The 13,778-nt window shown below is 42.3% G+C and carries 12 protein-coding genes; 8 read left to right on the top strand and 4 right to left on the bottom strand.

The features are described 5' to 3' along the window. Window positions 1–132 precede the first annotated feature (132 nt). Window positions 133–1,227 (top strand): helix-turn-helix domain-containing protein, encoded by a 1,095-nt coding sequence (locus DXX92_RS17020; protein WP_245961514.1) that lies wholly within the window; start codon window positions 133–135, stop codon window positions 1,225–1,227. 262 nt (window positions 1,228–1,489) lie between these two features. Then, complete coding sequence (locus DXX92_RS17015; RefSeq protein WP_116001814.1) at window positions 1,490–2,392, top strand: DUF2306 domain-containing protein; 903 nt, start codon at window positions 1,490–1,492, stop codon at window positions 2,390–2,392. 43 nt (window positions 2,393–2,435) lie between these two features. Here the strand turns inward: DXX92_RS17015 and DXX92_RS17010 are convergent, their stop codons facing one another. Further along, entirely contained in the window at window positions 2,436–3,062 is a 627-nt protein-coding gene (locus DXX92_RS17010; RefSeq protein WP_116001811.1) for a lytic transglycosylase domain-containing protein, read from the bottom strand. 243 nt (window positions 3,063–3,305) lie between these two features. Here DXX92_RS17010 and rluF point away from each other — a divergent pair, with 243 nt between their 5' ends. From rluF to DXX92_RS16990, 5 genes are all read left to right on the top strand, one after another. After that, window positions 3,306–4,511, top strand: coding sequence for a 23S rRNA pseudouridine(2604) synthase RluF (rluF, locus tag DXX92_RS17005; RefSeq protein ID WP_245961558.1), 1,206 nt, complete (start codon window positions 3,306–3,308; stop codon window positions 4,509–4,511). A gap of 149 nt (window positions 4,512–4,660) precedes the next feature. After that, entirely contained in the window at window positions 4,661–5,362 is a 702-nt protein-coding gene (locus DXX92_RS17000) for an FMN-binding negative transcriptional regulator (RefSeq protein ID WP_116001809.1), read from the top strand. Window positions 5,363–5,429: 67 nt separating this feature from the next. After that, complete coding sequence (locus tag DXX92_RS19115; protein WP_181901776.1) at window positions 5,430–5,594, top strand: hypothetical protein; 165 nt, start codon at window positions 5,430–5,432, stop codon at window positions 5,592–5,594. A gap of 275 nt (window positions 5,595–5,869) precedes the next feature. After that, window positions 5,870–6,529, top strand: coding sequence for an alpha/beta hydrolase (locus tag DXX92_RS16995; RefSeq protein WP_116001807.1), 660 nt, complete (start codon window positions 5,870–5,872; stop codon window positions 6,527–6,529). A gap of 7 nt (window positions 6,530–6,536) precedes the next feature. Beyond that, the gene (locus tag DXX92_RS16990) at window positions 6,537–7,895 is read left to right on the top strand and encodes a M1 family aminopeptidase (RefSeq protein ID WP_116001805.1); all 1,359 of its coding nucleotides are present in this window, start codon (window positions 6,537–6,539) and stop codon (window positions 7,893–7,895) included. Window positions 7,896–8,155: 260 nt separating this feature from the next. Here the strand turns inward: DXX92_RS16990 and DXX92_RS16985 are convergent, their stop codons facing one another. The 3 genes from DXX92_RS16985 to DXX92_RS16975 form a co-directional block, all read right to left on the bottom strand. Next, window positions 8,156–9,049 (bottom strand): sterol desaturase family protein, encoded by an 894-nt coding sequence (locus DXX92_RS16985; RefSeq protein ID WP_116001803.1) that lies wholly within the window; start codon window positions 9,047–9,049, stop codon window positions 8,156–8,158. Between the two features lie 47 nt (window positions 9,050–9,096). Continuing rightward, entirely contained in the window at window positions 9,097–9,729 is a 633-nt protein-coding gene (locus tag DXX92_RS16980) for a hypothetical protein (RefSeq protein ID WP_116001801.1), read from the bottom strand. A 97-nt stretch (window positions 9,730–9,826) separates the two neighbouring features. Then, window positions 9,827–10,411, bottom strand: coding sequence for a TetR/AcrR family transcriptional regulator (locus tag DXX92_RS16975; protein WP_116001799.1), 585 nt, complete (start codon window positions 10,409–10,411; stop codon window positions 9,827–9,829). 154 nt (window positions 10,412–10,565) lie between these two features. On the opposite strand from DXX92_RS16975, the gene DXX92_RS16970 reads away from it, so the two are divergent. Then, complete coding sequence (locus DXX92_RS16970; protein ID WP_220347670.1) at window positions 10,566–13,712, top strand: hypothetical protein; 3,147 nt, start codon at window positions 10,566–10,568, stop codon at window positions 13,710–13,712. Window positions 13,713–13,778 lie beyond the last annotated feature (66 nt).

Raw genomic sequence — 13,778 nt, 5'->3', positions numbered from 1 at the left:
CCCCAGCATTTGACATTTTTGCTATTCAGGTAAAACATGTAGCTAATTAAACGCTAGGTCATACTGCCGAGTCACGCTAAGTTAACTATGGTTCAACTGTTCCCGACAATTTTGTATTCCTGCATGGTGGGAATGACAATTCTGGCATTGCTGGATGTTTTCAAAAGGCCAAATGACAGACAGACGGTTTTTTTAAAAGGCTTGTTGCTGCTGTTGTTAACACACTTAGCAGGTGAGCTTTTTATTTATTCAGGTGCTTATGTATATGCGCCAGCGCTAGCGGGCGCGCAATTACCGTTTAGAGTATTGTTAGGGCCAGCCCTTTATTTTTATGCCCACGCTACAATGTCGCCCGATAAAGCGGCCGATAAGCGCTTGTGGGCTTTGGCCATCTCGGGGCCAGTGCTCGTATTAGCCGCGATGACGCCGTTTATCTTTTTGATTAGCTCAGGTGATAAGTTGGCATTAGCCAATCCGTTAACACGTGACCCTGAGCAGTGGAAAATAGCATTGTTAACCTGTTTGTTTAGCGCGCTAGTTTTTATTGCATTCACACTTACTTTCTTAGGTTTTGCTTTTCGCTTACACAATGCGCACTGCCAGCAGCTGCAAGAGCGCTTTTCTGATATTGAACAACGCTCTGTAAACTGGTTTAAAACTATTCTCATTATTTGGGGAGTCACTTGGTTGGCTTTTGCGGTTGAGTTTTGTTTAAACGCACTTGGCTGGCGCTGGTTTGGAAGTGGCATTGTTTTGCCTGTGCTGGAAGTCATCGCTCTCGCTATTTTTATTCAAAAAGCGTTAGCACAGAAAGTGCTTACAACAGCAGATAAAGGGGTACCTCGCGTCAGCCAAAAAAGAACAGCCATTCTTAGCCCTGACAAAATGCAATTGATAGCGGCTAAGTTAGCGCACGTGATGAACGAGGAAAAATTGTTCTTACAAGAAGACTTGTCATTGAATATGTTGTCTCAAGCCATCACTGAAACAGAAAACCATATTTCTGAAACGCTGTCTCAGCATTTACAAACGAATTTTTTCCAATTTGTGAATGGTTATCGCATTGAAGAGGCGAAAAAAGCGTTACATGATCGCAAGAAATTGGTGACGAGCATTGCGTTTGATGTCGGCTTCAACTCGAAGTCAACATTTAATAATGCCTTTAAAAAAATAGTTGGTCACAGTCCATCGGCATACCGAAATCTTCTGCAAGAAAATAAACACTAGATAGGTCAGTGGTAAAAATATCAATAGCATTATTGATATTATCTCTTGCTAACTATTTCTAAGTATCGATCATATCTCTGGTTGAATTACTCTACTTAGTGCTTTAAATAGAAGTGATGATTTATTCGACAAAATTCATATGTTCCTCTGAAATAGGCTAATTTTCTTGCAATAAAACGTTCAAATAGGCCTATTTGGACGATATCTGCGGCTTTTTTTTCCATTATTCGCTTGAATGACGTTAGAAAAAGAGAACTTAATAATGGAAAATACGCGCAGTCACGATTCAAGCTCTTCAATAAAACTTACCGACACCAATAATGTGACAAAAGTGTCGCCTGACAAAATTGCCGATCGAGCTTTAAAATACTCGTCAGTTTTTTGGTTTATCAGCATTCTTTTGGGCCAATGGTTTTTCTTCTACTACATATTTGCGTTTTACGGCTTTTCAGTGATTAACGACAATATGGAAATTTGGAACCGTTGGGAGGCGATGGGTGCTAAGCCTTATCACGTTGGAGACTTCTCCGGTAACCTTGCCTTTGCTGCACACGCAATAGGTGCAGGTATTGTTGCTTTTGGCGGCATATTGCAGCTTATTCCTAAGCTGCGTAATACCTTTCCTCGATTTCATAAAGTTAATGGCTATGTGTATTTAATAACGGTATTTTGTTTGGCAATTTCAGGCTTTTACTTAGTCTGGATTCGAGATCTTGACCCAATAAACTCATCGGGAATTGGCACGACGATTAATGGCTTTTTAATTTTGTTATTTGCTTACTTTACGGTGCGTAATGCGATTAACAGAGATATCAAGACTCACCGAAAATGGGCGTTACGTTTATTTGTTGTCTCAAATGCCCAGTGGACACTAAGAGTTGGCACGTTTAGCTATTTAATTACGGGAAATCTATTAGGTACCAAGCCTGCCTTTGGTGACTTGTTTTTCTCACTTTGGACATTTGGATGTTATTTACTGCCGTTAGCCGTTTTACAACTGTACTTCTTTGCAACAGAAAAACATTCACAGGCAATTAGGCATAGCTACTGGAAGATAGCGACAAGTACTCTTTTATTCGTGTTAACAATATTGATGATCATTGGCATGGTAGGCTTTACGCCATTTTTACTATCAGTCATTAATAATGAAGAGATCAGTTTTTAAATGCTTTAGTTAAGTGCTTTGGTTAGGCGCTGTCTTGAAGCGCCTAAATGATTTTGCTATAGCGTTTATGTAGAATTTCAACCCGCTCGATATACACTTGAGTTTCGGGGAAAGGGGGAATACCTTGGTATTTTCGAACGGATCCCTCGCCTGCATTATAAGCTGCCGCAACTAGTCGAATATTGCCATAGTATTTCTTCATTAATTTGGCGAGGTGTTTAACGCCACCGCGAATATTTTGCTGAGGATCAAAAGGGTTTACTACCCCAAGTTCGCGCGCTGTAGCTGGCATTAACTGCATAAGCCCCTGTGCACCTTGTTTGGAAATAACATCTTTGCGAAAGTGCGATTCGGCATGAATAATGGCACGCACTAGGTTGGCGTCTACTTGGTAATAATCGGCCATACCTTCAATTTCTTTGCGATAACTGTCGGGGTAAAGCTTTGTCTCTAACCAGTCAATTTCGGAATAAACGCCACAGGCGTAGCAACCAAATTTCACGGTTTCATAGTAGGTATCTATTGGTTCGATGTCAGAAAAAGACAATACGCCATCTTTCGAGTGGTAGCGATACACGCTTTCTTCTGCTGGTGTGCTAACAGAGAACACCGAAATTACTGTGATGAGCAGCCAAGTAAAACAGCTAATATTGAACTTGAGTGTGGACATGATATTGCGAATATTCCCTTATCGACAGCTAGTTTTAGCACAGCACTAAACCGTGTGTGCCGTGCTTATTATTGCTGAAATAACATACTGCTTTTTTTGGTAAATGTCTAAATAACCGATGCTTTTTGTCAAACGCCTTCGCCACCACGTTTTTGGTTACTAGTTTGCTTTAGATTAGCTACAGCGTTTTTGGTGAATTTAGGCTATGATCGCCGCCAAGTTAACTGCTCAGAGAACCTCACCTTGCCAACGCACAAACCAGCTCAACAGCCTGCTCAAAACGCTAGCACCGGAAAGCGCCTTAATAAATTTATCAGTGAATCGGGTTTTTGCTCACGCCGTGAAGCGGATAAATTAATTGAACGCCAACGGGTAACGATTAATGGTAAGTTGCCTGAACTGGGCACAAAAGTGCAAGATGGCGATCAAGTGGAAGTCGATGGCAAGCCAATCGCAGCCAGCGCGGAGAATAAATCGGATCGTATTTACATCGCTTACCATAAGCCGATTGGCGTGATTTGTACCACAGAGCGCCAAGTGCGCGGCAATATCGTTGATGCCATTGGTCATAAAGAACGTATTTTCCCCATTGGCCGTTTAGATAAACCCTCAGAAGGATTAATTTTTCTGACCAGTGACGGTGATATCGTTAATAAAATTCTTCGTGCCGAAAATGCTCATGATAAAGAATATATTGTGACGGTAGATAAGCCGATCAGTGAACGTTTTGTTGAGCGCATGTCACGCGGTGTGCCTATTCTAGGCACGATCACTAACCCTTGTCGCGTTGAACCCGTCAGTCGTTTCGTGTTCAAAATCACGTTAACTCAAGGCTTAAACCGACAAATTCGCCGTATGTGTGAATACCTTGGCTATGAAGTGACTAAGCTGAAGCGCGTGCGCATTATGAATGTTGATTTAACTGGCTTAAAGCCGGGGCAATGGCGCAACTTAACCAAAGACGAATTAGCGCAAATTAATAGCGCAGTAAAAGACTCACGCAAAACGTCACTTAAAGCTGAGCAGGCAGAAAATGACAGCATAAGAAATGATAAAAGTCGTTCAAACGCTCGCCATGTGAAAAATGATAAAGCGGCTAAAAAGCCACAAAACGAGTCTCAAAATAAGCCATATAACAAGCGAGACAATGAACAGCGTCGCGAGACCCACTCAGTAGCGAATTCAAATCGCAAAAACGACAAGCACAGTGCTAAATACAATGGTAATCGCGATAATCAATCCGCTAAACCTGCTCGCGAAAGTGAACAGCCGAGAAAAGCTCGTACTGAACAGCCAAAACAAAAATCAAATAAAGGCACAAACAAAAGCACAACCTACCGTATCGATAATCCTAACGCTAAAGGCGCTAAAAAAACTGAAAATGGAGTGAGCGATACAGGGAAAAATTCAGGTGATAAAAAACGTTTATCACTCGGACGGAAAAAGTAATAACGTAGAAAATTGTGAGGCTACTTTTCTAATGTAGCCGATTTTAATTCATCAAATTTGTGCTGAAAATAAATTAACAATCAGTGTCTTATCCGTTAGTTTTAGTGATTAGAGATAGTATCTAACACAACTAACGGATTAGGAGCTGTATGCACGTCCCGGAAAAGTGGCGAATTCAAGAGCCAGCACAAATTGCCGACATTATTAATCGTTACAGCTTTGCAACGGTTGTTTCCCCAAGTTTAGACGCCACCCATGTGCCACTGATTTACGATCAAGCGCAAAACTGCTTGATTGGGCATATCGCGCGTAATAATCATCATAAAAAAGCGGCCGAAAATTCCGATGTGTTGGCGATATTCCATGGCCCACACGATTATATCGACCCGACTTGGTATCAAGGTAAGCCCAATGTGCCAACATGGAATTATGTAGCTGTGCATGTTCACGGCAGTTTGCATTGGCTTGATGAAGCGCAAACAATTGATGCCGTTCAGCAGCTTGTCCAAAAATATCAGCCTTCGTTAATACACGAACAAGAGCTACACGAGCAAGAGTTGGACGAACAAGAGTTAGATGGACAAGAGTTAGACGAACAAGCACTAACTGAAAAAACAAAGAGCGCTGATACCCAACCCACCATGCCATTGGACTATCAGCATAAACTCGCTAAAGGTATTATCGGTTTTCGTATTGATATCGACCGTGTTGAAGCCAAAGCTAAGCTCGGCCAACATCGTAGCCAACCGGATCAACTGGGTACAGTAAAAGGATTGATGAACAGCAATAGCCCTGATGCGCAGCAACTACTCGCCATTATGGAGCAGCTTTCGTTAGGGTTAGGAAGCTAAGGTTAGGGCCCTAGGTTTAGAAAAAGGTCTAGCAAATAGCTATTGGTTTAACCAAAGGAGTTGAGAGATGGAATTATTAGGTGTCTTGCTAGTGGTATTGGTTGTTATTGGTCAATTCGTAGAAGGTTTTTCGCTGTGGACTTATGTTCAATTTTTCCGTGGCAAAGAAACGACGCTCGAAAAATGGTTGGTAAGAAAGGAAAACACAAGCAACAAGAAAAATAGGAAATAAACTGTTAACCGCGGCTAGTGTTTCAACAAGTCCAAGGCAAGGTTTCACTTTCACTCGCCAGTTTAAATAAGATTAGCAGTTGATGCACCCAACGGCTGCTATGAGCGATCAAAAGACGGTGGTCACAGTCATTTGATGTTATTGACTCAACTCTACAAGCGGACATTCAAATAACGGCAGCGACAATTTACGTGTTGGTATAAAACGTTTGATATCAGGAATGTTATTAGTGTAGGTTTTGCATCATTTTGAACGTTAAGTATAGGGATATCTATATGAAATTATTATTACTTCTACTTGGATTTTTAACTTTTAGTAGTTCAGCTTTCGCAAACGAAAATTATGCATTTCCTGAGGTTATAGATAAGAATGCAAGTTACGTATTTTATTCTCATGGCTATATTGTGGAAGGCGAAAACCCAACCCCTATTCATGAGCGTTGGGGACAATATGACTTTCCAGCCGTTAAGGCGCAACTAACCGATTCTAGCTATCACCTAATAGCTACTCACCGACCAGCTAAAACTCACCCTTTTAAATATGCAGAGAAGTTAGCAGCACAAGTGAATAAATTAATCGAAAACGGTGTGCCAGCGAAAAATATTTCTTTGGTTGGTTTTTCCCGTGGAGGGTTTATTACGGCAATTACATCAAGTTATCTAAAAAACAAAAATATTAATTTTGTTATTTTAGCTGCATGTACAAGCGGTTTAGCTAAGAGAAAAGAAATAGCAATTTATGGACACTTATTTTCAGTCTACGAAACCTCAGATTCAGTTGGTTCATGTAGCGATGTAGTCGCAAGAAGAGGTGATACTGTTAGTTCTTTCGAAGAAATTTCAATATCGACTGGTAAAGAACATGGAGCGTTTTTTAAGCCAAGAAAAGAATGGTTAATACCAGTAAAAAACTGGCTTAAACGCCATAAAGGGTAAGTTGAATATGAAGTTCATTCATCTATCAATTCTGTGCTTCTTCATCCTAACAATACCAAATATAGGGCATGCAAAGGTTGATGAAGTTAAGGTTTCAGAAGTAGATTACGTGCATTACCGAGCAGAAATTGAACCTAACTTTGAAAGCAAATATTTGTCTGCCGCTGTTACAATAAAATTCGTCCCAGTGATTCAAAACCTGCGTCAGTTAAAGTTTTCTTCTAAATATAAACAAGTGAAATCTGTCCGATTTGGTGGAAAGGCTATTAACTACGATTTAATAAATGAGCAATTAATAGTTCAGTTTGAAGATAATTTAAAATCAGGTAAAGCCTACTCTTTAAAAGTTGAATATACCGCTGCACCAGAGAGAGGTATGAAGTTTTATGAAGATCACCTGTTTACTGTATATCATACAAAAAATTGGCTTATTTCTCATGGTGATATATCAGATAAAGCAACATTTGAACTTTTATTAGAACATGAAACAGGTTTGGAATCAGTGGGTAATGGACAGTTAATATCTCGCTACGAGACTGGCCAAAAGACAACCATTTCTCATTGGAAGCAGGATATTCCAATTCCGATATATACTTTTGGTTTTGCTCTGGGTTTTTTTGAAACTTTACTATTGGATTCCAGTAGAACTGATATTTCTGTTTTGTATAGAAGAGCTGAAAAATCTGACTTAACTTCGCCTTTGTTAAAATTAGCCTTTAAAGATGTTGCTGATATGTTGAGTTTTTTTGAGAGTAAAGCTGGATTTTCGCTTAATGAACATGGTTATCGTTATGTTGTTGTAGATGGCTATATGGCACAAGAAGCTTCTGGTTTTAGCTTGGTGGGTGAAAAGTTTGTTCACACTGTTTTGAAGAACAAAAATGAAAATTGGTTTATTGCTCATGAACTAGCACATGAATGGTGGGGTAATAGTGTCACTAGCTCAAATTTTTCACATTTCTGGTTAAATGAAGGATTAGTCGTATTTTTAGTAGCAGCTTACAAACAACATTTGTTTGGTGATACCGCTTATAAAAACGAAATAAGCGTAGCCGTAAAACGTGTAGAAATAGCTGTAAATGAAAATCGTATTGCCCCTGTTGCATTAAGTAAAGTGATTAGAGAACAAGAGATTAATCACACAATGGCATACAGCAAAGGCGCAATCATATTCTATATGCTTAGAGAAAAATTAGGGGAAGAGTTATTTTGGAAAGCTCTTAAAGAGTATACGGTTAAACACAAAGATGGTTCAGTAACTACCCAAGATCTAAAATCTTCTTTCGAGAAAACAACTGCAACTTCTCTTACATCTTTCTTTGATAAGTGGGTATACGGAGAAGAAATCCCCAAATTAAAAATGTAACGGTGTAAATTAGATGAAGTGCTATTTATATGGGGCAGCAATTAGCTTGCTCTAATTGCCACATCAAGCTGCAACAGGCTTTCTTACCCAACAAGACTCTGCCTTGAAATGAGTCGGTTGAACATCACCTATCGTAATTAAATTTAAGATCATTAGTTGCTGAACGGCCGAGTTTGGCACCTATGTGATGGTCAGAGTTGATAGAACACTATCAACTCTGACGAATTAAACTAAGATCTTTTCAACTTAATCGTATCAACTTATCCTTTTTGCTTAGCTATTTGCTCTTGCTGCCATGCCCATGTTGGCGATTTTACCAGTAAATTCCAACGGTAGTGCCAAGAGGGCGCTTGCCACAATCGTTTCGCTAAAGTCATATAGCCACTAAAGAAGACTTTGGCTGGATTGACGCTATTAATTCTTGGGAATACCCCGTAGCGCACTGTGGCTTTTTCTTCGGCAAAGGTGCCAAACATTTTGTCCCAAATAATCAATATGCCGGCATAGTTTTTATCTAAGTATTCCTTGTTAGTTGCGTGGTGTACACGATGGTGCGATGGCGTATTGAAAATCGCTTCAATCGGGCGGGGCAACTTCTTCACGGTTTCTGTATGGAGCAAGGTTTGATAAACCTGCACGATGACTTCCGCTAAAAAGATCACAAACGGATGAAAGCCCATTAGCGCTAGCGGCAGGTAGAAAAACAGTGGGAAAAACCAGTCCATTGGGCCATGGCGATATGCGACTGAAATATTAAAGTGCGGTGAGCTATGGTGCACAGTATGAGTCGCCCAGCCGAAGCCATTCATATGCAGGAATCGGTGCTCCCAATAGTAGGCAAGATCGGCAAGTATAATGCAGCACAGTATGGTCCAGAGAGAAATCGGCAAATCGACAAGCCTAAATTCATAGGCGTAGAAAAATACGCCAACATAAGCGGCAGCGACAATAGCGACTATGGTAATAAAAGCAGCCAAAGTGACAAAGTTAGCAAGGCTGTCGCCCAGTAAATTTCTGGTAACTTGTTTTTTTACAGCATAGCGCAGCAATTCAATCACAAAGAACGCCAGCGCAATCACTAAAAACCAGTCATCAATCCAAGTCTCTAGCCACCAAACATCATCAACTGACCAAATCTGTGTTAACCAATCCATTATATCTTCCTCGTGTTTACTCTAGGTAAATAGCTCTCGATAAGCTGTTATCGATAGGCAACCAGTAGCTCTGTCGCTACCGATTGGCCTTGGCCATCAAGCTGGTGAATTTCTAGAACACTGTCTAGTGCCGCGTTATAGTTAATTTTCTGCCAGCCTGTTTTTAGCTCATCATTGCGGTAATTGCTGCGTACTAGCAGAGTTTTATACTGGCTTAGTGAAATCGTAAGCGGCTTTGAAGCTGAGTTAAGTAATGTTGCCTGGTAGCCTATGGTGACTGTCGCTGTGCCAAAGTCCTTATCAAAATCACCATAGCTGACATAAAGCTGTTGTGGCTGTTGAGACAATTGGTTATGTAGTTCGGTGGCTTGTTCAAAAGCTTGCCATAAAGGTGCGGTGTTATCTAATGATAGGCGCATGCTAATGCCACTAACTTGAATAACTTCTGGTGTGTTATTCAGTGCCTTTTCTTTTTTGCTTTGTTGCTTGCTTGAGTTAACGGTTACTGGCTGTGTAACCGAGTTTATAGCCGCTTGCTTTGGCGGCTTTTCAGCTGCTTGCTTAAGCACAAGATTTGACGATTTACTTTCAATGGCATTGGCACTTGGTTGATAAATGGCAACTGCCCAAACCAAGCCAGCAATGATTGCCGTGGTAATTAAAGAATTTGCTAAGCCCACGTAATGATCCCCTTCAGGCTAAAAGATGAGCATAGCTTAGAGATTTGATTTTAAATTGTCAAAGTGAAAATAAATGATTTCTCTAATTGTAAATTGGTTAGTTTGTCTCCAAAACTTGACACAGCAGTCTAGAAGCTTGTTTTAGTTTATGAATTTCATCCACCATTTTAAGTGGAATCAGGGATTCACTCATCAAGTAGTTGGCATATAGGGCGTGGGCGACAAGCTCAATTTTGTCAGGGGCTGTGTTTGGGTAGTCTTGTTGGAAGGTCGTGCAAGCGTGGCTAATAAACTCCGCCATAATGGCTACTTGGTGTGCCTTAATCTCTGGCAGTCGTTTGGCTTCGGAAAAAATTGCTTCACCGATCACGGCATTGTTGACCATTTCCTTGGAGTGCACAGTAAACAGTGCATCAAGTAAGGCTTCGCTGCGATTAGCGGGCGGTAACCAGAGCATTAGTTCTTGCCATTCTTGCTGGTATTTCTTAGCCCAACGCTCACTTAAGGCAATGATAATTTGATCGCGATTGCCAATATAGTGCCGCAATATGGTGCGCTTCATTCGTGCCTTTTCAGCAATGTTTTCTAACGACGTGGCTTGTATGCCTTTTTCCAGAATACAAAGTTCCAGCGCATCAAGAATTTCTTCGCGGCGCTGGCCGGCCATGCTTGGTCTAGCCATATTTCTCCTGCGTGAATAGCGGTTAGTTGCTTTGGAGCTTGGGTGTTTATCGAACTATATCAAGAAAATTTAAATTGTCACGTTGACAATTTAATGTCTGGCTGGTTATTTTATAAATTGTCAATTTGAAAATTTATGGAAAGGATCGGCTCAAATGAAAAGTGCTATCAGAAGTATAGGGTTTGCTTTTAGTGCAATGACAGTAGTTGCATTAGCAGGCTGTGGTGGTAATGGTTCAAATTCAGATGAAGTGGCTATGCCTCAGCCCCAGCCATCACCGCAACCTGTGCCACCAACCGAGCAGGTGCCACCACAAATAGCGCCGCCAAGTGCAAAAGGGCGCTTTATCAGCTTTGAGTCGGCACCTGTGAGACCGATTGCCGAAACGCCAGATGGTCGCCGTGTATTAATTACCAATACCGCGAACAACAGCTTAGATATTTTCGATGTTGATCAGCAAGGGGCACTGAGTTTATCGGAATCTGTGCCGGTTGGCGTTGACCCTGTCGCGGTAGCGATCACCAATAACCAAGCTTGGGTGGTAAATCATGTATCTGACTCCATCAGCATTATTGATTTAACCGCCGTGCCTGCCAAGGTTGTGCGCACCTTGCTTGTTGGTGATGAACCTAAAGATATTGTGATTGCTAGGCAAAAGGCGTTTATTACCACTGCTCACCGTGGACAACAACGAATGAATCCGGCGTTAGCTGATGTCGAAGGGGCTGGCGATGCTCAGTTGCATACCGCTGGGGTAGGGCGCGGCGATATTTGGGTATTTGATACGCAAAAGCTGGGGGCGAACTTAGGAGGCAAACCGCTAAAAATTGTTGCTGTTTTTGGTGATACTCTGCGAGGCCTCGCGGTTACGCCTGATGAGCAAACGGTTTATGCCGGCGTGTTTAATTCTGGTAATCAAACCACGGCGGTGCATGAGGCGGTGCTTTGTTACGGCTATGAAGACGATGAATATGGCGCTTATCCATGCCAAGTGCTTGATCAAATCTCTAGCCCAAATGGCTTGGCTGACGGCTATCTACCCGGCGGGCGCACAGCACCGGGCACAAACCGCGAAGGTAAGCCACAACCTTGGACCAGCATGATTGTTAAGTATGACCAAGCTTCTGGCCAATGGCGTGATAGCAAAGGGCGTAACTTTTCTAACGGCATTCGTTTTACCCTGCCAGATACCGATGTATTCGCCATTGATACTGAGTCATTAACCGAAACTGCGAGTTATTCACATGTCGGAACGACTTTATTTAATTTGGCGGTTAATCCGGTAAACGGGCAGGTATATGTCAGTAATACTGAGGCTAATAACGCCACGCGTTTTGAAGGGGCTGGTGAATTTACAGGCTCAACCGTACAAGGCAATATCGCGCGCAGTCAAATTTCAGTGATTTCGCCGCTTGCGGCAGAAGGGCAACAAGTTAGCGTTAGGCCGCTAAACACTCATATTGATTATGCCGATTTAAAAGGGAACGGTGAGTTAAAAGCTTATACGCTTTCAACTCCAACGCAACTAGCCGTTAGCCGCGATGGACAATGGTTATACAATGCTGTTATTGGCTCCAATAAAGTCGCGGTTTTTCCTGCAGCACAGCTTGAACAAGACAAATATTGGGATGGTAAAGGCGGTGTCGAGCAAGAATATTCGGCGATAGCGGCCAATGAAAACCATATAGATGTTAGCGGTGGTCCAGCAGGCTTGCTGTTGTCACGCCAGCACAATGCACTTTATGTTTACACCCGATTTGATAACAGCCTAGTTCGTATTGACCGAGATTCTCATCGAGAAATGCAGCGTATTGCGTTAGCAACGCTAGAGCCAGAAAGCTTTTCAGCGGGTCGTTTTATGCTTTATGACGGCCAACGTTCATCGTCTAACGGCGAAGCCTCGTGTGCAAGCTGTCATATTTTTGGGGATACCGACCACCTAAGCTGGAACTTAGGTAACCCTGACGCTGGAAATGCTCGCAATCCGCAACCATTCCCGACTCAAAACTTATCTGAGCTCGGTTGTTTGTTGGTCGGCTCTGACGAAGAAAGTTGTCAGCTATTGGAGTTGATTAACGGAGATGGTGACAAACGCACTTTTGCCTCAATGAAAGGGCCAATGGGCACACAGACTATGCGGGGTATGCAGCATCATGGCCATATGCATTGGCGTGGTGACCGTTCAGTGGGCTACTTTGGTGATGATCGCAATCAAACGCTAGACGAAAAACAGTCGTTTAAGAACTTTATTGTCGCGTTTGAAGGCTTGCTCGGTTTAAACATTGAATTACCAGAGTCGGCAGAGGCCGCAGAGAAGTCGTCAGATGTTATCGCGCTTGAGCAAGATATGGATAAATTTGCAGACTTTATGCTGGGTGTGGCATTGCCGCCAAACCCTATCCGCACGCTAGACAATGGGTTGTCAGCCTCGGCGCAAAAAGGCGCTAACTTTTTCCATGGTGAACGTCGCGCTGATGGCGCAGCGACAGATACACCACTTAATGGTGATTCAGTTGATGGTGTTAACTGTGAAGGCTGCCATGGTGTTGACCACGCCCAAGGCTTTTATGGTAGCCGTGGTGAAATTGCCCACGGCGGCGAAATTCAGATTTTTAAAGTGCCACAATTACGCAACTTATATACTCGTGTCGGCATGTTTGGTTTGCCGGATCGCGAAGGTTTCTTGCCATCGCATACTAAGCAGCATCAAGGAGAGCAAATTCGTGGCTTTGGCTTTTTACACGATGGCGCTACCGATCAATTACTGAATTTCCTTAAAGGGGGTGTATTTGATAACGGTGAAATCGGCTGCCCAGAAGGAGCAGACGCACGCTTTGGCTGTCATTTTAATGCGGGTGAAATCGGTATTCCAGACGAAGTAACGCGACAAGGGCTAGTGGACTACATGATGGAGTTCGATAACGATTTAGCCCCAATCGTTGGCCAACAAATTACGGTTAATCACACCACAGGTGAAGCGGTAGCGCAGCGCGTTAAACTATTTGAGCAAAGAGCAAAAACACCCTTTGTCTCGAAACTACTAGGCGGTGAAGTAACCGAATGTGACTTAATTGCCCAAGGCAGTATTGCGCAGCAAAATCGCGGATATTTCTATTTACCAAACGAAGCAATGTATCGCAGTGATAGTGGTAATGACGCCCTGATCAGCGGTGAAGATTTACTTGCCTTAGCTATGTTGCCAAACAACGCCCTAACCTTTACTTGCCATGTGCCGGGTAAAGGCTGGCAAATCGCCCTAGACAGAGATTTAGACGGCACGCTCAACTATGACGAGCGATAAATACCGAGCAGTAAATATGCCAAATAATAAATGTGAGCAAGAGCAACGAAGGAGCATATATGTTTA

The organism is Thalassotalea euphylliae (assembly GCF_003390395.1).
GTDB classification, from domain to species: Bacteria; Pseudomonadota; Gammaproteobacteria; order Enterobacterales; family Alteromonadaceae; genus Thalassotalea_F; species Thalassotalea_F euphylliae_C.
This window is presented reverse-complemented; position numbering and strand designations above follow the sequence as displayed.

What these genes read in the sequence shown, in the direction of transcription:
- DXX92_RS16990 (WP_116001805.1), top strand. Translation starts at nt 6,537, where the DNA reads ATGAAGTTCATTCATCTATCAATTCTGTGCTTCTTCATCCTAACAATA.
- DXX92_RS19115 (WP_181901776.1), top strand. Translation starts at nt 5,430, where the DNA reads ATGGAATTATTAGGTGTCTTGCTAGTGGTATTGGTTGTTATTGGTCAA.
- DXX92_RS16985 (WP_116001803.1), bottom strand. Translation starts at nt 9,049, where the DNA reads ATGGATTGGTTAACACAGATTTGGTCAGTTGATGATGTTTGGTGGCTA.
- DXX92_RS17015 (WP_116001814.1), top strand. Translation starts at nt 1,490, where the DNA reads ATGGAAAATACGCGCAGTCACGATTCAAGCTCTTCAATAAAACTTACC.
- DXX92_RS17020 (WP_245961514.1), top strand. Translation starts at nt 133, where the DNA reads ATGACAATTCTGGCATTGCTGGATGTTTTCAAAAGGCCAAATGACAGA.
- DXX92_RS16970 (WP_220347670.1), top strand. Translation starts at nt 10,566, where the DNA reads ATGAAAAGTGCTATCAGAAGTATAGGGTTTGCTTTTAGTGCAATGACA.
- DXX92_RS16975 (WP_116001799.1), bottom strand. Translation starts at nt 10,411, where the DNA reads ATGGCTAGACCAAGCATGGCCGGCCAGCGCCGCGAAGAAATTCTTGAT.
- DXX92_RS16995 (WP_116001807.1), top strand. Translation starts at nt 5,870, where the DNA reads ATGAAATTATTATTACTTCTACTTGGATTTTTAACTTTTAGTAGTTCA.
- DXX92_RS17010 (WP_116001811.1), bottom strand. Translation starts at nt 3,062, where the DNA reads ATGTCCACACTCAAGTTCAATATTAGCTGTTTTACTTGGCTGCTCATC.
- DXX92_RS17000 (WP_116001809.1), top strand. Translation starts at nt 4,661, where the DNA reads ATGCACGTCCCGGAAAAGTGGCGAATTCAAGAGCCAGCACAAATTGCC.